Source organism: Candidatus Poriferisocius sp. (assembly GCF_965208475.1).
In the GTDB taxonomy this organism is placed as follows: Bacteria; Actinomycetota; Acidimicrobiia; order Acidimicrobiales; family Bin134; genus Poriferisocius.
The window spans coordinates 2,339,427-2,358,087 of the sequence record NZ_OZ242338.1; the positions used below are offsets into that span (position 1 = coordinate 2,339,427).

General features: G+C 63.8%; 16 protein-coding genes and 1 tRNA gene. 6 read left to right on the top strand and 11 right to left on the bottom strand.

Annotation, left to right across the window (positions count from 1 at the left end; all coding sequences use genetic code 11):
- Position 1: 1 nt before the first annotated feature.
- The 7 genes from ACOGXA_RS11035 to ACOGXA_RS11065 form a co-directional block, all read right to left on the bottom strand.
- Positions 2-625, bottom strand: a complete 624-nt coding sequence (locus ACOGXA_RS11035) for a cytochrome c oxidase subunit 3 (RefSeq protein ID WP_419923922.1) — start codon at positions 623-625, stop codon at positions 2-4.
- Positions 618-2,633, bottom strand: a complete 2,016-nt coding sequence (gene ctaD, locus ACOGXA_RS11040; protein ID WP_419923923.1) for a cytochrome c oxidase subunit I — start codon at positions 2,631-2,633, stop codon at positions 618-620. The genes ACOGXA_RS11035 and ctaD overlap by 8 nt, the downstream gene beginning before the upstream one ends.
- A gap of 10 nt (positions 2,634-2,643) precedes the next feature.
- Positions 2,644-3,909, bottom strand: a complete 1,266-nt coding sequence (coxB, locus tag ACOGXA_RS11045; RefSeq protein WP_419923924.1) for a cytochrome c oxidase subunit II — start codon at positions 3,907-3,909, stop codon at positions 2,644-2,646.
- Positions 3,910-3,940: 31 nt separating this feature from the next.
- Positions 3,941-4,777 carry a hypothetical protein gene (locus tag ACOGXA_RS11050; RefSeq protein ID WP_419923925.1) on the bottom strand — a complete coding sequence of 279 codons (837 nt, stop codon included), beginning with the start codon at positions 4,775-4,777 and terminating at the stop codon, positions 3,941-3,943.
- Positions 4,778-4,834: 57 nt separating this feature from the next.
- Positions 4,835-5,431: a cytochrome c oxidase subunit 3 gene (locus tag ACOGXA_RS11055; protein ID WP_419923926.1), complete on the bottom strand. Its 597-nt coding sequence runs from the start codon at positions 5,429-5,431 to the stop codon at positions 4,835-4,837.
- Positions 5,431-7,074 (bottom strand): cbb3-type cytochrome c oxidase subunit I, encoded by a 1,644-nt coding sequence (locus ACOGXA_RS11060; protein ID WP_419923927.1) that lies wholly within the window; start codon positions 7,072-7,074, stop codon positions 5,431-5,433. The genes ACOGXA_RS11055 and ACOGXA_RS11060 overlap by 1 nt, the downstream gene beginning before the upstream one ends.
- Positions 7,075-7,179: 105 nt before the next feature.
- Complete coding sequence (locus ACOGXA_RS11065; RefSeq protein WP_419923928.1) at positions 7,180-8,148, bottom strand: heme o synthase; 969 nt, start codon at positions 8,146-8,148, stop codon at positions 7,180-7,182.
- 131 nt (positions 8,149-8,279) lie between these two features.
- Between ACOGXA_RS11065 and ACOGXA_RS11070 the strand changes: the two genes are divergently transcribed.
- From ACOGXA_RS11070 to ACOGXA_RS11080, 3 genes are all read left to right on the top strand, one after another.
- Positions 8,280-9,191 (top strand): COX15/CtaA family protein, encoded by a 912-nt coding sequence (locus tag ACOGXA_RS11070; RefSeq protein ID WP_419923929.1) that lies wholly within the window; start codon positions 8,280-8,282, stop codon positions 9,189-9,191.
- Positions 9,188-9,496: an ATP-dependent Clp protease adapter ClpS gene (clpS, locus tag ACOGXA_RS11075; protein WP_419923930.1), complete on the top strand. Its 309-nt coding sequence runs from the start codon at positions 9,188-9,190 to the stop codon at positions 9,494-9,496. The genes ACOGXA_RS11070 and clpS overlap by 4 nt, the downstream gene beginning before the upstream one ends.
- A gap of 63 nt (positions 9,497-9,559) precedes the next feature.
- Positions 9,560-10,042 (top strand): DUF2017 family protein, encoded by a 483-nt coding sequence (locus ACOGXA_RS11080; protein ID WP_419923931.1) that lies wholly within the window; start codon positions 9,560-9,562, stop codon positions 10,040-10,042.
- On the opposite strand, the gene ACOGXA_RS11085 is transcribed toward ACOGXA_RS11080, so the two are convergent.
- Both ACOGXA_RS11085 and ACOGXA_RS11090 read right to left on the bottom strand, forming a co-directional pair.
- Complete coding sequence (locus tag ACOGXA_RS11085) at positions 10,037-10,987, bottom strand: SPFH domain-containing protein (protein ID WP_419923932.1); 951 nt, start codon at positions 10,985-10,987, stop codon at positions 10,037-10,039. The two genes, ACOGXA_RS11080 and ACOGXA_RS11085, sit on opposite strands and share 6 nt — an antisense overlap.
- Positions 10,988-10,996: 9 nt before the next feature.
- Entirely contained in the window at positions 10,997-11,506 is a 510-nt protein-coding gene (locus ACOGXA_RS11090; RefSeq protein WP_419923933.1) for an NfeD family protein, read from the bottom strand.
- Positions 11,507-11,575: 69 nt separating this feature from the next.
- Between ACOGXA_RS11090 and ACOGXA_RS11095 the strand changes: the two genes are divergently transcribed.
- Positions 11,576-11,648 (top strand) — tRNA-Glu (locus ACOGXA_RS11095).
- A gap of 162 nt (positions 11,649-11,810) precedes the next feature.
- Positions 11,811-12,962 carry a tyrosine-type recombinase/integrase gene (locus ACOGXA_RS11100; protein ID WP_419923934.1) on the top strand — a complete coding sequence of 384 codons (1,152 nt, stop codon included), beginning with the start codon at positions 11,811-11,813 and terminating at the stop codon, positions 12,960-12,962.
- Between the two features lie 1,171 nt (positions 12,963-14,133).
- Here ACOGXA_RS11100 and ACOGXA_RS11105 read toward each other — a convergent pair.
- Together ACOGXA_RS11105 and ACOGXA_RS11110 are read right to left on the bottom strand one after the other, a co-directional pair.
- Positions 14,134-14,433: a helix-turn-helix domain-containing protein gene (locus ACOGXA_RS11105; RefSeq protein WP_419923935.1), complete on the bottom strand. Its 300-nt coding sequence runs from the start codon at positions 14,431-14,433 to the stop codon at positions 14,134-14,136.
- 99 nt (positions 14,434-14,532) lie between these two features.
- The gene (locus tag ACOGXA_RS11110; protein ID WP_419923936.1) at positions 14,533-14,727 is read right to left on the bottom strand and encodes a hypothetical protein; all 195 of its coding nucleotides are present in this window, start codon (positions 14,725-14,727) and stop codon (positions 14,533-14,535) included.
- A gap of 258 nt (positions 14,728-14,985) precedes the next feature.
- On the opposite strand from ACOGXA_RS11110, the gene ACOGXA_RS11115 reads away from it, so the two are divergent.
- Positions 14,986-18,288, top strand: coding sequence for a type ISP restriction/modification enzyme (locus tag ACOGXA_RS11115; protein ID WP_419923937.1), 3,303 nt, complete (start codon positions 14,986-14,988; stop codon positions 18,286-18,288).
- Positions 18,289-18,661 lie beyond the last annotated feature (373 nt).

The following is an 18,661-nucleotide window of genomic DNA, read 5'->3' on the forward strand; positions in this document are numbered from 1 at the left end:
CCTACTGCGGGAAGAGGTACACGATCGTGAAGATCACGATCCATACGACGTCGACGAAGTGCCAGTACAAGCCGATGATCTCCACGGTCTCGGCCCGTTCGGGCCCGAGGTTGCCCCGCATCGACATCACGAACAGCGACATCAGCATGATGATGCCGATGGTGACGTGAGCCCCGTGGAAGCCGGTTAGGGCATAGAAGGCAGAGCCGAAGAGGTTGGTGGTGAAGCCCAAGCCCTCGCTGTAGAACGCGGTGAACTCGTACACCTGTCCGGCCACGAAAGTGGCCCCCAGCGCGGCGGTGGCGGCCAGCCAGATGCGGTTGCCCCGAAGATCGCCCTTGGCGACCGCCGACACCGCGAACACCATGGTCAGCGAACTCATCAAAAGCACGAATGAGCTGACCGACGTGAACGGGATGTCGAACACGTCGTTGGGGCCGATGTCGTTGGGGCCGATGCGGCCCTTGTTGAACATGTAGGTGGAGATAAGCCCGCCGAACAGCAGGCACTCCGAACCCAGGAACACCCACATGGCCAGCTTCTCATTGGAGATGCCGGTGCTGGTGTGGTGCTCCTCGGAATGATCGGAATGAGCAGCCGTCTCAGCGGCCATGGTGTCAGCCATCGATCACAGCCTCCTCATCCTCGTGATGGTCGCCGTGGTCTTCACCGTCGTCGTGGTGGCCGGCGGCGTCGGGGTCGTCGGCCGGTTCCAGGACCCAGCCGTAGATGGCGCCCACCAGCAGCACAAGCCCGGCGGCGGCCAGCCACAGGTTGTAGATGAGGCCATAGCCCACCAGCAGGATGCCTGCGCTCAAAACGATGGGCCAGTACGACGGCGACGGCAAGTGTACGCTGGTGTTGCTGCCGTCGTGGGCGATCTCTTCTGCGGTGGCGGTCCTCACCACCCGGTGGTTCTTATCGACCCCGTACTTACGGTGCCAGAAGTCGTCGAGACGCTCCACCTCTATCTCCGAGTCGAAGTTGTGCTCGGGCACCGGGGAGGCGGTCATCCATTCCAGGCCCCGGGCATCCCACGGGTCGGGGCCCACATCAGGGCGGCCGGCTCGCTGCCATTTCCGGGTGCTGGCGTACACGTTCCACAAGAACATGGCCACCCCGATGGCGATCACAAACGACCCGATGGTGGCCACCATGTTCCACAGCGCAAAGCCCTCGTCAGCCCGGTAGGTGGCGATGCGCCGGGACATGCCCTGCAAGCCCAGAATGTGCATGGGTCCGAAGGTGAAGTTGAAGCCGACGAGCATCACCCAGAAGCTGGCCTTGCCCCACGCCTCGCTGAGCTTGTATCCGAACGCCTTGGGCCACCAGAAGTAGAAGCCCCCGAACAGCCCGAGCAGCGCACCGCCGAAGATCACGTAGTGGAAGTGGGCCACGATGTAATAGGTGTCGGTCTGCTGGGTATCGGACGGCGCGATGGCGTGGGTCACCCCCGACAGCCCGCCGATGGTGAACATCGACACCACGCCCACGGCGTAGAGCATGGGGGTGGTGAATCGCAGTCGGCCCCGGTACATGGTGGCCAGCCAGTTGAGGATCTTCACCCCGGTGGGCACGGCGATGAACATGGTGGACACCGAGAACGCGGCCACCGCCAGCGGCCCGATGCCCGAGGTGAACATGTGGTGGGCCCACACCCCCCAGCCCATGAACCCGATGGCGATGCCGGAGGCCACCATGAAGTGGTAGCCGAACAGGGGCTTGCGGGAGAACGTGGGGATGATCTCCGACACGATCCCGAAGGCGGGGAGGATCAGGATGTACACCTCGGGATGGCCGAATATCCAGAACAGGTGCTGCCACAGCAGCGGATCGGCCCCGGCGGCCACGTTGAAGAAGTTGGCGTCCCACAGCCGGTCGAACATCAAAAGGAACAGGGCCACGGTGATCACCGGAATGGCGAAAAGCAGCAGGAACTGGGTGATGAGCAGCATCCAGGTGAGCACGGGCATTCGGAAGAAGCTCATGCCCTTGGTGCGCATGTTCAACACGGTGACGATCAGGTTGATGGAGCTGACCAGCGACGCGATACCGGTTATCTGCAAGCCGACGGCGTAGAAGTCGATCCCCTTGGACGGCGAGAAGGGCAGCCCGCTGTTGGGGGCGTAGTTGAACCAGCCGCCGTCGGGGGCGTTCTGAAACCAGCCGCCGATGAAGATCGAGGAGACGAGCAGCAGGCCGCCGGCCAAAAAGCACCAGAAGCTGAAGGCATTGAGGCGGGGGAAGGCCACGTCCCGGGCCCCCACTTGCAAGGGGAGCAGGTAGTTGGCGAAGGCCGCGGCCATGGGCATGATCACCAGGAACACCATGGTCACGCCGTGCATGGTGAACACGCCGTTGTAGGTGCCGGCGCCGATCACCGAGCCGTTGGGGGTGGCCAACTGGAGGCGGATGAACAGGGCTTCGGCCCCGCCCACCAGGAAGAAGAACATGGCGGCCGCGCCGTACATGATGCCGATGCGCTTGTGGTCGACGGTGAACAGCCAGCTCGTCCAGCCCTCGCTGCCTTGAGGCCGGGTGAACACGCCGAGGGGGCGGTGGGCAACGGCAGGGCCCGCAGGCAGCGCCAAGGTCTCCTCTGGGGCGGCGGTCGTGCGGTCGGGGACGGTCATGCAATCACAATCAGTCGAGGGTGGACAGGAAGGCAACGACGTTGTCGATGTCGGCGGGGCTCAAACCGGTGCGGGCGGGCATTCCCCGGAGGTCGTCGGCATCGGCAGGCTTGCGCTGGGGGGCGTTGTATATCCAAGCCTCGAGATCGCCCCGGTTTAGCGTCCCCTGGTCGGGCAGCTCCAGGTAGGGGATGTGGTCGCCGGCCCCCAAATAGAGATCGAAAACCGATCCGGCGAACGTGCCCCGGGTCATCAAGTGGGTCAGGTTGGGGGCGGCGCCGGCCACCAGCTCCTCTGTGATGGCAGGACCGGCATTGCCGCCGTTGAACTCGCCGTAGATGCTCCAGTCATCGGGCGATGATCCGGGCTCGCCGCCGCGGTTGGCCGCGGAGGTGAGCCCGTTTACCACATGGCAGCTTGCGCACTGCTGGCTGAAGGTGTCCCAGCCCGCCGCCGCGGCGGTGCCCTCCTCGGGAGCGCCCGCCGGGGCCATCTGGTTGTCTCTCCACTGGGCGAATTCTGAAGGGGCAAGAGCCACGGCCACCATCTTCATGTAGCCGTGCGACAGGCCGCAGAACTCGGTGCATTGTCCCCGATAGCGACCGGGGTTGTCGGCCTGGATCACCCAGTCGTGGCTGCGGCCGGGCACGGCGTCGCGCTTGCCGTTCAGCTTGGGGATCCAAAAGGAGTGGATCACGTCGCGCGATTTGATGTCGAGGGCCACATCCACCCCAGCGGGGATGACCAGTTCGTTGGCGGTCACGAAATCGGGCGCGGTCGTGGTGTCGCCGTCGAGGTGGTACTGGTACTCCCACCACCACTGCTGGCCGATCACCGTGACCACCATGTCCTCCTCGGAGGCCTCCACGTCGTCGAGGGCGAACAAACCCACCAGGGTGAACACCGAGATGACCGCCAAAAGCACGGTCGGGACGATGGTCCAGGCGATCTCGAGGCGGTCGTTGCCGTGGGTTTGGTCGGGGAACTCGTCGTCCTCGTAGTAGCCGTGCTCGCCGTCGCCGGTTTCGGAGCCGCCCACCCGGTAACGCCACCACAGCGCCAGCACCGCCCCCTGAACCAGGAAGAACACCACACCGGCCACGATGAAGATGGGGTTGATGAGCCGGGCGATGTCGCGGCCTTGGCGGCCCACCGGCGACAGGGTGGACAGCGGATGGTCGTCGGTGACCACTATGCCCACCACGATGAGGGCGATGGTGCCGGCGATCACCAGCAGGCTCGACAACCAGACAAGCGCCCTGAGACGTCTGCTCATCGGGCACCGCCCCTCGACGGCATCGCGGCCATCACTCGGCCTCCCCGTGATCGCCCGCGGGCTGTCCATGCTCGGATGCCGGCGCCTCGTGGTGGAAGTCGCGCGAGCCCATCGCCGCGGTGATTACCCCGGCCACCAAGACGCCAACGCATATCACAGCCACCGTGCCCGCGATCACCGACCGGCTGATCCTGGGAGCCACCGCAAACACCACCGCGATGAAGAAGATCACGGTGGCCACCACACCGGCCACGATCACCGCGCTGAACTCGGAAACCGTCAGAAACACCCGGGACAGGGCCAGCACCAGCACCGCCACGCCGAGCGCCGCGGTCACCGGATACTCGACCGGCCGCATTATGCGGTTGCGGAGATTGCGGTTTACCACCGGGTCGGCGGTGGCCCGGTCGGCCCACGCCGCGAGCATCCACTCGAATATCGAGGCCCCCACGACCACCAGGCCGATCACGAAAATGGTGGCGTGGGTTACCAGCCCCACAATCATCGCCCCCACCCCGAAGGCGGCCACCGCCGGCCAGTAGTTGGCCTCCAGGTCGGTCTGGCTCTCAGGAACCTGGCCGTCGGCGGCCAACTCGCCCACCGACTCGGCATCGGCGTCGCGGAAGGCCACCAAGAACACGGCCACCAACGCCGACAGGAACGCGAAGCCCATCAGCACCACATAGCCGACGTGGTCGCCGATGCCGCCCTTGTAGCCCAGGCTGAGCACGCCCACCCAAGTCTCCACGTTGAGCACCGCGAAGTACTCGGTTTCGCCCGCGCTGCCGCTGGCCACCCCGTAGACCGCGGCGGCGCCCACTGCGGCGACGAAGAAGCCGAAGAACAAACGGAAGCCGGGGGTAAGCACTAGCGGCCTCCCCGGCTTGGGTGATGGGATGTGGATCCGACGACTAACACGGAGCGCCTACTTCAGCACGAAGATCGCCGTCCAGATGACGACATAGACGAATACAACGGCGTACCAGAAGATGGACGCGGCCACGAACCCGTCGGTCTGGCGACTGCTGTACTGGCCGCCCAGCGCCCGAAAGGCCATGAGGAGCAGGAACACCAGACCGATGGCGATCATGGCCAGATGCGACCCCGAGATGGTGTAGATCAACGCGGCGGCGATGGACTCGTCGGCCACCAAACCCATCTGGGTGTACTGGAATGAGGTGGTGATGATCACGGAGAACCCGAACAGGGTGGTCAGCGTGGTGGCCAATACGGCATGGGTTCGGTCGTCCCGGGCGATGGAGTACACCGCCCACTGCATGGTGACCACCGACATGAGCATGGTCCACGCCGCCACTGTGGGCTGGGCCAACTGGATGTCGGCACCGGTCGGGATCCAGCTTCCGCCATCGGCCAAAGCGTCGGACCGCTCCCGGAGGTACACCCCCAGCAAGGCGGCGAAGTACATGAGCGCGGCCGCGGTGCCGAACACCGTGCCCACCAACAGGGTGCGCTGACGGGGCAGCGGAGCGGCCAGAGGCATGCCGACGGGGATATCGGCCATCAGCCCTCGCCTCCTCGGTCGGCCTCAGCCTCAGCGGGCAAGGCCAGGCTGCGGGCCACGTTCAGCGCCACCAGCGCCAACCCGCCCAAGACCGCGACATAACCGACCAGCCCTATCACGTTGAGGGCCTCCACGAATCCCAGGGAGTCGATATCGACAATCCTGCTGGTTAGGTAGGGCCGGGCCGGCTGGTCGAAAAAGCCGCCGAGCACATCGGTGAACCCGATCAATATCGCGCCCCCGGCCAATGGCAATACCGACAAATAGCTCAGCGGCATATTGAGGGGGCGGCCCAGAAGGCCCGGTGCCCAGTGCTGGAGGCCACCCACCGCGGCCAACAGCCCGCCCAGCACTGCGAAGTTCATCATCCCGGTGACCAGACTGGAGCCCTCCAGATCGTCCATGGCGTCGAAGAACCCCCGCCACACGTCAGCGTCGAACTCCCGCAGCACGCCCAATGCGGGTTCGGCCACCCGAAGCACCCCGGCGACCACCGCGCCGGTCAGAAGAGCCCCAGAGACGGTGACCAGAGCGAACTGGGGGGTGATCTGCGGGCGCTGACCCGCGGAAAAAGCGTTGAACGCCAACCAGCCGCCGTAGGCCAACACCACCGGGGCGATGGCCAAGCCGAATGCCGTGAACACCACCTCATTGGTGACGATGTGGGCGTCGCTGGCCGATGGGTCGGCGCTGTCGAAGAAACTCTGCACCCAGGCTCCGAAGGAAAAGAAACCGAATACGCCCACAACGAAGGCCATGGGCTCGAACATCCGGGGGCGGCTGCGATGAGCAGCGGTGAACACCTCGGCCACGATTCCGAGCATCGGGATCGTCCAGGCGTACACCTGGGGGGCGTCGAACGCCCAGGCAACCTGCTCGAACGGAGCGTCTCCCCCGCCGAAGCGCAGAGCGTTGGCACCCCGCATGTCCACCCAGGAGATGACCAGATTGGCCAGCAGCACCGGCAGGGAGAACAGCCACACCCCAGTGGCCACCAGCATCGACCAAGCAAAGGCAGGCACCTGGAGCATGTCCATCCCCATAGGGCGCTGGGTGACAATGGTGGCGAAGATCACGCCGGCGCCGGCCAGCAAGCCCAGCCCGATCATGCCCAGCGACAGAACGGTGAGCTCTACCGACTGCTCGCGGGCCGCCCCGGCCTGGAGCGAGCCCAGGCCGCCGTAAGAGAAGGTGGCCGCGATGTGGGCGATGGCCCCCACCAGCCAGGTCCAGAAGGCGGCCGCCGCCGCTCGGGGGAAGGCCACCGAGGAGGCGCCGAGCTGGCGGGGAATGACCGCGGTGGCCAGGCCCAAGAACAGGGGCACCAACCCGCAGAGAATCAGCGTGGTTCGATAGAGGCCGAATACCTGGAAAAGCTCGTTGGCCTGGCCGAAAATACCGAAGCCCCCGTCGATGTCGGCCTGCTCAATGCCGATCAGGGCCCCGAGGGCGAGCGCCAAACCCGACAGGAGCAGGGCAAAGGAGACGTAGAGTCGCCCGATTACCCGGTGATCGCCAGTGCTGAGGATGCCAGCCAAACCGGTGGGCGGGGTCCATTGGCCGGGCGACGACTGGGCCATCGGCCCCGAGTCGTCGCCTGCCGTGACCGCGTCTGGTTCTGGCCTCGTCTCGGTGAGGGTCATCGTGCTCCACTAAGGCGGGTGTGGCTCGGAACTTTACACATCGCCTGTGTCATTTCTCTCATCAGACAGGATTGCCGAACTAGCAGCTTGAATCGGGTTTTTTCATCAAACACCAGTGCGAACCACCTGGTCGATCGCCATCGCTCCAAACAGCAGGGTGATGTAGGTAATGGAGTAGGAGAACAGCCGCATGGCCGCCGCGGTCGCCTGGGTGCGCAGCACCTGCACCGCGAAAAGCAGGAAAACGGCGCCCAGAACCACCGCGCTGACCGTGTACACCAGGCCCATCTCACCCACTGCGCTGAACAGCACCGACAACCCCCAGAGCACCACGGTGTAGCCGATGATCCGCACCGCGGTGGTGCGGGTGCTGGCCACCGCGGGAAGCATGGGCACATTGGCCGCTCGATAGTCGTCCCGGTAACGGATGGCCAGGGCCCAGAAGTGGGGCGGGGTCCAGTAGAAAATGAGGCCGAACAGCACCAGCGGCGCCCAGCCGAGGCCATTGGTCACCGCCGACCAGCCCACCAGCACCGGCACCGCCCCGGCGGCGCCGCCGATGATGATGTTGCGGGTAGAGGTGCGCTTGAGCCACAGCGTGTAAACGAACACGTAAAAGGCGGTGGCCGACACCGCCAGCACCGCGCTGAGCAGGTTCACGAATCCCCATAGCCACGCGAAGGCCAGCACCTCCAGGGCGATGGCGAACGCCAGCGCTCGCCCCGGGGCGACTTCGCCGGTCACCAGGGGGCGGTTCTTGGTGCGCTCCATCAGCCGGTCGATGTCGCGGTCTGCGTACATGTTGATGGCATTGGCCCCACCGGCGGCCAAAGTGCCGCCGATGACGGTGGCCGCCATTAGCCACACCGAGGGGATGCCCCGATCGGCCACCACCATGGTGGGCAATGTGGTGACCAGCAGCAGCTCGATGATGCGGGGCTTGGTGAGGGCGACATATGCCCGCACCGGGCGAGTGCGGCTGCGGGGAGGCGGACAGGTAGGGCTGACCCCTGAGCTTGTGGGCGGTTCGGCAGCGCGCGTGCGGCTGCGAGAAGACAAGCGGGTGAAACCCATGACTTGTCCAGAGTACGGTTTCAGCGCTGAGCAGGCCAAGGTATCGGGAGTGCGCCGGCGCTTTGCTGAAGACCCCGCGAAACACCTGCTTGAGGTGACCGGCTGTCATAGGCGGCCCGTACAATTCAGACGTGATCCAGCCTCGGGTTTCCCCCACTGCCTACCGCAAGATCACCGTTGGGGCGCTGAGCCTTCTGGCGCTGATCATCGTGAGCGGGGGCGCGGTTCGGCTCACCGGCTCGGGGCTGGGCTGCTCCGACTGGCCCGCGTGCGAGAACGACCAGCTGGTTGCGCCGCTGGAGACCCACGCCATGATCGAGTTCATCAACCGGCTCATCACCGGTCTGGTGTCGGCCATAGTCATCGCTGCCGTGTTGGGCTCCCACTGGCGGTTACCGCGGCGGGCTGATCTGGTGTGGCTGTCGTGGGGCTTGGTAGCGGGAGTGCTGGCCCAAATCGTGCTGGGCGGCCTCGTCGTGCTGTACGAGCTGCCCCCGGTTCTGGTGATCGGCCACTTCCTGCTGTCGATGGTGCTGCTGTGGAATGCGGCGGTGCTGCTCTGGCGGGCCTCAGAAGGCGAAGAGCGCCTAGGCCAGCCGAGGGCCCGTCCCCATCGGGTGGGGAATGCAGTGGTGCTGCTCACGTCGGTGGTGATCGCCACCGGAACCATCGTCACCGGCGCCGGGCCCCACGGCGGCGACGAGGACGCCGAGCGCATCGACGTCGCCGTGAGAGACGTTGCGCAGATCCACGGGTCCACGGTGGTCGCCCTGCTGGTGGTGTTGGCCGGGCTGGTGTGGTGGCTGCGGCATCGTCGGGCCCCCGACCAGGCCCAGATGTGGGGGCGGACCTTGTTGGGCGTGGCTCTGGCTCAAGGACTCATCGGGTACGTTCAGTACTTCACCGGAGTGCCGGTTCTGCTGGTGGGCGCGCACATCGCCGGCGCCGCCCTACTGTGGATAGCCACCGTGTTCTTCTGGCTCAACGTGAGGGGCCCGCTCGTACCGGCCGAGGCCGGCGTCGAACAGGCCGTGACGACATGACGCCCCCTGCTCCCGTTGAGGTTGCCCCGTCGGAGATCAAGCAGCCGATTGGCGACACCGATGTGCGGCTCGACCGACCGTGGAAGGTGATCGTGTGGAACGATCCCATCAATTTGATGTCGTATGTGACCTTCGTCTTCCAAAAGCTGTTCGGCTACAGCAAGGAGAAGGCCACCCAGTTGATGCTGGATGTCCACTACAAGGGACGGGCCGTGGTGTCGGACGGTCCCCAGGAAAGGGCGGAAATGGACGTGTTCCGCCTCCACGAGCACGGGCTGTGGGCCACCATGGAGCACGACGACTGACTGAACATGCTGGTGAGGACGAGTACACAAGACATCGACCGGCATCTGGATTGCAGGTAGCTGATGGCTCCTCGACGTCCGGTGTCCCCCAACGGGGACGGGACATACAGCCTGAACCTGCGGGAGGAGGAGCGAGCGCTGATCGCCGCCATCGTTCCCGACCTGCGGGCATTGCTGGCCGACGACCCCGGCGACGAGATGCTGACCCGGCTCTTTCCCACCGCGCGGCCCGACGACCCCGAGGCCGAGGCCGAATTCCGAGAGCTGGTAAGAGACGAACTGGTGTCAAAACGGCTGGACCGCCTCGACATGGTGGGCGGGTTAGCCGAGGCCACTGATCTCACTCAAGAGCAGCTAGCCGCATGGATGGGAGCGGTCAACGACATCCGGTTGGTGCTCGGCACCCGACTAGAGGTCAGCGAGGAAGACGAAGTCGACTTCGACGAAGAAGGTGAGGACACCCCCGAATCAGTTGCCCGATCGGCTTACTGGTATCTGGGCTGGCTGCTCGAGCATCTGGTGGAGGTGTCGGCCTCCGAGTTATGACTCTTCGTCTTCCTCGATTGGTCGAGAGGCCGGTTCGCCCTGGCCGGCTCGTGCGATTTCCGTCAGAGAGGCCACCGCGTTGGTGAAGCCGCTGGTGTCGAGGGGCAGGAAGATCTTGGTGGCCTGGCCGTCGGCCACCTCTTGGAGGGCTTCGAGATAGCGGATGGCGATCAGGTCGGGGGTGGGGTCGCCGTTGTGGATGGCGCCGAACACCGACTCGATGGCGTTGGCCTCGCCTTGGGCCACGGTCTCCTTCTGATAGCGGTCGGCGTCGGCCACCCGCTTGATGGCCTCGGCCTCGCCCTCGGCTTCGAGGATTTGGCTCTGCTTGAGACCCTCGGAGCGCAAGATGGCCGACCGCTTGTCGCCCTCGGCCTCGGTGACGATGGCCCGGCGGTCGCGCTCGGCCTTCATCTGGCGGTGCATGGCCTCGGTGACGTCGGGCGGCGGCTCGATGCGCTGGATCTCTACTCGCACCACCCGGGTCCCCCACTTGTCGGTGGCGTCGTCGAGGATCTGGCGCAGCTTGCCGTTGATGAGCTCCCGGGAGGTGAGGGCGGCGTCGAGGTCGAGGTCGCCGATCACGTTGCGCAGGTTGGTCTGGGCCAGTTTGGTGACCGCCAGTTGGAAGTTGCCCACGTTGTACTTGAGCTTCACCGGGTCGGTGGCCTCGAAGAAGATCACCGCGTCCACCGTGACCACCACGTTGTCCTTGGTGATTACCTCCTGGGGGGGCACGTCGATGACCCGCTCGCGCATGTCCACCTTGCTGATGCGCTGCACAAACGGGAGTATCCAGCGAAGGCCCGAGTCCACCGTGTGCTGGTAGCGGCCCAGCATCTCGATGAGGCCCCGCTCATAGGGGCGGATGATGCGAATGCCCAGCGCGGCGATGAGGATGAGCGCCAGCGCGATGATGACGAATAGGGCGATAACTGGTTCCATGACTGCTACCTAGCTTTCTGCGTTATCAGTTGTTTGCTCTTCGGGAGTGGGCACTACCACCAGGCGGGTGCCGTCGATCTCGGTGACCATTACCCTCGTGTCGACCTCGATGGGTTCGGTGGCTGAGGCCCGCCACTCCTCGCCCCCGATTCGCACCATGCCGGTCTGCGCGTCATCGTCCACCCGCTCGATGATCTTGCCATGGGCGTCGATAAGCCGATAGGCGCCGACTCGGGGCTGCTCATCGTTGTCCAGACGGCGAACGAACCGGCGCAGGTAGACGAAGCTGGTCGCGCTGCCCACAAAGAAAACCAGCCACTGCCAGAGGATGTGGACGTCTGTCCAGGCCAAGACCGCGGCCGCGGCCGCTCCGATGGCGAAGGGCAACAGGAAGAACCCGGCGGTGAACACCTCGGCCAGCGAGAAGACCACCGCGGAGCATGTCCAAAGCCAGCGCCAGACCTCGTTCTCCACGCTCTTGCCTCCTCCGCCCCATCCCGGGAATCTGGTAGAGGTCATCGTATCTCTTTTTCAATGAGGTTCCGACATACCGGGCTGCTATCGTCAAGCGGCCCAAGCGGGTTGAGAGCCCCCATCGTCCAGCGGCCTAGGACGCCGCCCTTTCAAGGCGGTAACACGGGTTCGAATCCCGTTGGGGGTACAAACCACGGTTCTTCGCCCTTGCCGGGTGTTCCCAAGTGTGCCCTAAATCCCCAGCGCAACAAGGGTTTCTGTCACTTCAGGCTGTTATACTGTGCCTAGCTTTTGCCGCACAGTCCCACAAAAAGTGTGGGACAGATTGTGGGACAGACTGGAGGACACGATGGGACTTCTCACCGCCGCGAGAGTCAAAGCAGCCGGGCCGGGGAAATACCACGACGGGCAGGGCCTGCACCTGCGCGTCACCAACGGCGGGTCCAAGTCTTGGTTCCTGCGCCTCACCGTGGACGGACGCCGCCGCGACATGGGATTGGGCGGCTGGCCGGAGGTGAGCCTCGTTGACGCCCGCAGAAAAGCATTGGAGCACCGCACAGCCGTAGTCGACGGCCGCGACCCTGTTGCCGACAATCGCCGGCGCGAAGCTCCTGACTTCAGAGAGGCAGCCCAAGCGGTGTTTGACACGAACCGGCCGCGGTGGCGAAGCGAGCGGCACGCCACTAACTGGTGGGCGTCGCTGGAGAACCACGTCTTCAAGGAGATCGGAGACATGAGGGTGGACCGCATCACCCAGTCCGACGTTCTCCGCGTCCTGACCCCGATCTGGACCACCCGCCCCGAGGTGGCAAGAAAGACCCGCCAGCGAATCCGCACCATCTTGCGCTGGGCGATGGCCCACGGCTACGTACAGTTCAACGTCGCCGGAGAGGTCATCGACGGGGCTCTGCCCCCGATGCCCAAGGTGCAATCGCATTTCCGGTCGCTGCCCTATGCCGAGGTCGCCGACGCGCTCACCGTCGTGGACCAGACCAAGGCGTCGCCTTCGGCGAAGCTGTGCTTGCGGTTTTTGGTGTTGACCGCGGCCCGCTCCGGCGAGGCCCGGAACGCAACTTGGGACGAGATCGAGTTCGGAGCCTGCGAGTGGCGGATACCGGCAGAGAGAATGAAGGCCGCGAGCGAGCACCGGGTGCCGCTGTCAGAGGCCGTAATGGCCGTGCTGGATCAGGCCAAGGACCACCACGACGGCTCCGATTTGATCTTCCCGTCGCCGCTCAAGCCGGGACATCCGCTCAGCGACATGACCCTGACGAAGCTCCTTCGCGATATCGGGCTCGCCGACCGGGCCACCGTCCACGGCTTCCGGGCTAGTTTCAGGACGTGGGCGCTGGAGGAGACCGACACCCCCTGGGCGGTGTGCGAGGCCGCGTTGGCCCACAGCCTGGGCGACTCGGTGCAACAGGCGTACATCCGCGGCGACGCGTTCGCCAAGCGCCGCAAGCTCATGGACCAGTGGGCACAGTTCTTGGAGCTCAAATAGGCGGGTGTGGGGGGCCGGTTCTGCTGGTGGCCGTGAAGGGGGCGTCGCCGGGCCGCTGGATTAATTTCGGGAGATTGCCGGAAGGCAACGGCCATCAGTAGCTGTAGAGGCTGCCGAGTCCTATTGCCTGTTCCCAGCCGCGGCGACCTTCATCAACACCGTGAAGCCAGTGCTACCAGCTGAAGCCGACAGGTACATGGTGAGTGCGCTCCGCTGGCCACAGCCGTGCAATGTGTGTTCCAGGTCGACTAACTCGTGCCGTTATTCGCCAGATGCGGCCCCGATGGCCGCCGGCGCACCTGTCGCATCTTGCGAGGACTGGCACCGGGCCCCGAGTGGGACAACGCCCCGGCCCGGTCGTGCTGGAACGGGTACGATCCCACGCTTGACAATTGGTCGGCGGCCGCCGACGGGGTGGTCTCAGCTGCCGGACACTCGGAGGAAGCTGACGTGCCTATGCGCTGCGTCCGCATCCCCGGCCCGCCCGGCGGGACGAACAGGGAGACACCCGGCGGGAACAGCGACAGTTGTACCTGGATCGCCTGGCGTTCCCAGGCAGCAATCGTGATATCACCTCCCACGAGATAGACCTCCTTGAGGTTTCTGCACCGGGGTGCCCACAGTCCGTGACGACAAATGGGGCACCCCGGTGCGCTATGTATGCCCACCTTCGGCAGGCAACACACAGTGGGATACGCACTGTCCCTAGGAGTCCCGTTCCGAGAGGAAAAAACTTGGACCCGTCTACCCTGAGCTGGGCAAACAAGTTGAAAAAAAGTTTGCTCAGGCCGCGAAAAACGCGAAAAACGTACTCGCCCGTGTCTTCCGCCCCCCGCCTAGAACCGCCTCCAGTGCTGTCAACGGCGGGTGCTCCGCGGCTCCGCAGCCAACACCCGGCCGACCAAAAGCGGCGCGGCCCGGCATCTTCGGTGGCACTCCAGTCGAGGAAGCAGCCACAGCCCGCGGAACCCTTCTTGACCTGCCGTGCCGGTTGCAGTTCTGAACTCGATTCCCGAGGCTGGGCTGTTAGCAGCGTCAGGGAGCAGTTTCTTCACCGCCACCAGGGTGCCGGTTTGCTGGTCGGTGGCTTTGAACAACATGCGAGAAGTTGCCGTCGCCGATATGGGCAACGAGCCGGTAGGTTCCGGCGAGGGTCTGGTTGAGATAGGCATTAGCGGGATTGGCCATACCGCATACGAATTTCAACGAGAAGCTCTGGATGCCGTCTGAGGATTTCCACTATGTCGGCAGGTATGTCGCCAGCGGACAATGCAAGGGAATCGCCGTCAATCTCGTAGAGGCTCCCGGCGCGCTGGCATAGGTCAGCCGACGGCTGCCGCTCCCCCGTCTCTACCCGAGAGAGGTACGACGGGTCCACGCCGAGTTCTTTCGCAGCGCTTCGCAAGGACTGGCCCGTGGCTTCCCTGACGCTGCGGAGAACATCAGCCACACTGCTACCTGCCACACACACAACACACAAGGGTGTTGACAACTTGGCAACATCATTTGCATTGGCCTGCGCCTCCCCAATGGCGCACCTCTTTGAGAATCGCAACCTGCGCCTACAGCGTTAGTAGCGGTGGTTCACGTCGGGGTGCTGCCTGCGAAGGCACAGTTTCTTCGACCTCACGCTGATGTGGTCGCACCCAGGCAAGATCGCTCCGGTGGTGAGGAAGTCGAGCGGAGACAAGGTGATGGAAGCCGCAGGTCCGCTCCGACCGACGGCCAGCTTGTTCCCCGGCTTCACCTGGCCTGATATCGACATCGTTGCCTGACTGAAAAGGCCCTCTACGCCGACCTCTGGGGTAACGAACACACCGCTAGTGATCCGGCCTGCCCAGTGCCGACGAGGAAAAGAGGAATTCTGCGACGATGACCGACTACGGCAGTGCCTTGGAAGCAAGTGCAGGAGTTCAGGGACCTGCTTAGGGCCGTTTGGACACCCGACTAGTCTTCGTAGGCCGCCCATAACGATCTTGGATGTGGTCGGCTGTCGACTTCCCTGACCCGAAAGGCCGATGAATTGATCTCTCTTTCAGAACTTCAGCCTCTCGTCTCGGAATTCGGACGCGCTGTCACAGAGAAGTCAGAAAGTGGGCTGGGCGAGCCGGAGGACCAGCTTCGTGCTCCAGTCGAAGTCCTGGTAACTGGGATAGCGGTGGCCCTCGGGATTGATGTGCCAGTGCTGGCGGGTGAGAGCGCTCTTAGCGATCTGGGGGTCAAGCCTGACTTTGCCGTGCTTGTGGATCAACTGCTTGTGGGCCATATCGAGGTGAAGGCTCCGGGCAAGGGGGCGGACACGAGGCGGTTCCGAGAAGCGCATGACAAGGAGCAGTGGAAACGCCTGTCGGCGCTTCCGAACATCTTGTATACCGACGGGAACGAGTGGGGCCTGTACCGGGCAGGTGAGCGAGTCGGCGGTCTCGTGAGGTTGCAGGGTGACGTGGATCGGTCAGGCCCGGACCTGAGCGCTGATGATGCCGAGCTAGCACTCCTGCTCTCCAATTTTCTCGGGTGGGAACCCGTTGCGCCTGTTTCTGTGCGGCAGCTGGCCGAGACGACGGCGCGCCTTTGCCGACTCCTGAGACTGGAGGTACTGGAGATGATTGGCGGCTCCTCGGGATTGAAGAGCTTGCAGGCAGATTGGCGGGACATGCTCTATCCCGAGGCGACCGACAAGCAGTTTGCGGACCAATATGCCCAAACAATCACTTTCGCCCTGCTCCTCGCGCGAGTCGAGGGGATCGACCTGAACGCCGCCACCCTGAACGGGGAGAATCCAAACTTCAATTCGATAGCGAAGCAGCTCAACACCAGGCACGGGCTTATCGGCACGGCCCTTTCGCTCCTCACGGACCAGACAATTCTCGACAGCCTTGCCACTTCGGTCTGGGCACTTGTTCGGGTGCTGTCGGTCGTTGAATGGGACCGGCTGTCCGACGGCGACCCAGACAAATGGCTGTTGTTCTACGAGGACTTCCTGGCCGAATACGACAACGATCAGCGCAAGAAGTCCGGGAGCTACTACACCCCGGTAGAGGTGGTCGACTTCATGGTGAAGATCACCGACAGCCTCGTGCGCTCACGCCTCAAGAATCGACAAGGGCTTGCATCGCCAGGCGTCACGGTGGTCGATCCAGCCTGTGGAACCGGCACTTTCCTGTTCCGGGTCATCGACCGGATAGCACGAACAGTCGAGGATTCAGAAGGACTGGGCGCTGTGGGACCGCAGCTCGAAACAGCCGCGAAGAGGCTCATCGGCTTCGAGTTGCAGACCGGCCCGTATAGCGTCGCGGAACTCAGGCTCTCGGAGGAGTACCGCAGACGTGGAGCCAAAGTGCCCGAGGAGGACTTGCGAATCTACGTTGCGAACACCCTCGACGACCCCTTCGTGGAAGTGACTCGGCTCGGCTCGGTATACGAACCCATCGCCCAATCGCGCCGCAACGCCAACAAAGTGAAGGCCGACGAGCCCGTCGTCGTGGTCATCGGCAATCCCCCCTACAAGGAGAAATCGAAGGGAAAGGGAAGGTGGATCGAATCCGGCGACGAATCGGCAAACGAGCCGCCGCTCAAGGACTTTCTACCACCCGCGGAGTGGGAACTCTCGCCACATGTCAAGCACCTGTACAACCCCTACGTCTACTTCTGGCGCTGGGCTACTTGGAAGGTGTTTGACCGCCACGAGGACAGCCCCCACGGCATTGTTTCCTTTGTCACCGCTTCGGGGTTCTTGGGCGGGCCGGGCTTCGCCAAGATGCGCGACTACCTGAGGCGCACAGCCGACGAACTTTGGGTCATCGACACGACCCCCGAAGGCCACCAGCCAGATGTTCCGACGAGGGTATTTCAAGGGGTCCAGCAGCCGATTTGCATTGTCATAGCTCTCAAAGACGGGACAACCGACTCGGACACTCCCGCTACCGTCCGCTTCAGACAGCTCAAACCCGGCCACCGTTCGGCCAAGTTCCAAGAGCTGGCATCACTAGACCTGGACGACGACTCCCAGTGGTCCCTCGCGCCGACCAAGTGGAAGGCACCACTCACGCCCGAAGGGTCTTCTGATTGGGCTTCCTACCCATCGCTGGATGACTTCTTCCCCTGGTCTGGTTCCGGGACGATGCCCGGTCGAAGATGGGTGATCGGACCCAACAGCGAAGTCCTCAACGCGCGCTGGTCAAAACTCATCCGGGAGCCGGACCGCGAGGAAAAATCCCAACTTCTCGACCCCCACCCCCGAGACAGGAACCTGGACACGAGGTTGGAGGACAACCTGTGGGGGTACGACCCGCCCAAGACTTCGATTGGACACGAGAAAACACAGGTGTGCCCGACCGAACGAATAGCGTTCCGGTCGTTCGACCGCCAACATCTGGTGGCTGACAAGCGGGTAATCAACCGGCCCAACCCGTCCCTCTGGTATGTGCGCGGCGACAACCAGGTATATCTGACCGCTCTCCACCGCACGGTTCCCAAGTCTGGCCCGGCGATCACGTTCTCCGGCCTGGTACCAGACCTTGACCACTATCACGGTCGCGGCGGCAGGGTGTTCCCCCTTTGGCGCGATCCCGACGCGTCGTCTCCGAACATTGCACCTGGGCTACTCGACTTCATCGCTACGATCCACAACGAGACAACCTCGGCGCGGGAACTGTTCGCCTATGTCGCAGCAATCGCTGGTGCGCCCGCCTACACAGAGCAGCTACTTGTCGGCCTCCAAACCCCTGGCCTAAGAGTTCCCCTCACAGGGGACCGAGCGCTATACGAAGAGGCAGTGAGGATCGGCGCTGAAGTCATCTGGCTCCACACCTACGGCGAGCGATTCGCTGATGACACCGACACCAGACCCCACGGGCCACCGCTGCTGGAGCCTCCGCGCAGACCCAAGGTGCTCAAGTCCATACCAACCTCAGAACAAGAGATGCCGAACGAAATCGACTACGACCCCCTCAAAAGAGAACTCATCGTCGGCGAGGGCATCATAGGCCCCGTCGAAGAATCAGCCTGGGCCTATGAAGTGTCGGGCATGAACGCCCTAAGACACTGGTTCCGCTCACGCAAACGAGAACCAGAGGGAAACCCATCCTCCGACCTCGACAAGATCACACAGAGAACTTGGACGGCGGAATTCACAACAGAACTGCTCCAGCTCATCAACTTGCTGACAATGCTCGCAGACCTAGAGACCAGACAGAAGAACCTGCTCGACAACGTGCTCTCTGGTCCGCTGATCTCCACAGCAGACCTCGAAGACCCCGGGGTCATTCCCGTCACAGCCAAAGCGACGAAAAAGCCGACGGTCCCAAAGAGCACCACTCTTCTGTGACCTGGAACTCACCAACGCACATCAATATCAACCGCCGATGACCACCCGACTGGAAGGTCAGGACGTGCAGCCATACAAGTCCCCGCCACGGTCCACCCGGTAGGGGTCGGCTCCAGGTACACGCACCAGGACGGGTTCCTGGTCGGAGTTGAGGTCAACGCAACCTAGGCCCTGATGATTCGGTCACAAGGACGGTGCGGCAGTCGGTGGCCTCACGGCATTTCTTGTTTCAAGAGATCAATGAGGGCAAAATCATACGGGATGGACAAGACGGGCTAGAGGACTGGCACCCACACCTGTTCCAATGCTGGAAACCGGAAGCACCAGTTGGGGCAAGTGCGCGGGTGTCTATGAAAGACACGGTGCTCCAGTA

What these genes read in the sequence shown, in the direction of transcription:
- ACOGXA_RS11100 (WP_419923934.1), top strand. Translation starts at nt 11,811, where the DNA reads ATGGGACTTCTCACCGCCGCGAGAGTCAAAGCAGCCGGGCCGGGGAAA.
- ACOGXA_RS11055 (WP_419923926.1), bottom strand. Translation starts at nt 5,431, where the DNA reads ATGGCCGATATCCCCGTCGGCATGCCTCTGGCCGCTCCGCTGCCCCGT.
- ACOGXA_RS11060 (WP_419923927.1), bottom strand. Translation starts at nt 7,074, where the DNA reads ATGACCCTCACCGAGACGAGGCCAGAACCAGACGCGGTCACGGCAGGC.
- ACOGXA_RS11065 (WP_419923928.1), bottom strand. Translation starts at nt 8,148, where the DNA reads ATGGGTTTCACCCGCTTGTCTTCTCGCAGCCGCACGCGCGCTGCCGAA.
- clpS (WP_419923930.1), top strand. Translation starts at nt 9,188, where the DNA reads ATGACGCCCCCTGCTCCCGTTGAGGTTGCCCCGTCGGAGATCAAGCAG.
- ACOGXA_RS11110 (WP_419923936.1), bottom strand. Translation starts at nt 14,727, where the DNA reads ATGTCGATATCAGGCCAGGTGAAGCCGGGGAACAAGCTGGCCGTCGGT.
- coxB (WP_419923924.1), bottom strand. Translation starts at nt 3,909, where the DNA reads ATGAGCAGACGTCTCAGGGCGCTTGTCTGGTTGTCGAGCCTGCTGGTG.
- ACOGXA_RS11090 (WP_419923933.1), bottom strand. Translation starts at nt 11,506, where the DNA reads ATGACCTCTACCAGATTCCCGGGATGGGGCGGAGGAGGCAAGAGCGTG.
- ACOGXA_RS11080 (WP_419923931.1), top strand. Translation starts at nt 9,560, where the DNA reads ATGGCTCCTCGACGTCCGGTGTCCCCCAACGGGGACGGGACATACAGC.
- ACOGXA_RS11085 (WP_419923932.1), bottom strand. Translation starts at nt 10,987, where the DNA reads ATGGAACCAGTTATCGCCCTATTCGTCATCATCGCGCTGGCGCTCATC.
- ACOGXA_RS11035 (WP_419923922.1), bottom strand. Translation starts at nt 625, where the DNA reads ATGGCTGACACCATGGCCGCTGAGACGGCTGCTCATTCCGATCATTCC.
- ctaD (WP_419923923.1), bottom strand. Translation starts at nt 2,633, where the DNA reads ATGACCGTCCCCGACCGCACGACCGCCGCCCCAGAGGAGACCTTGGCG.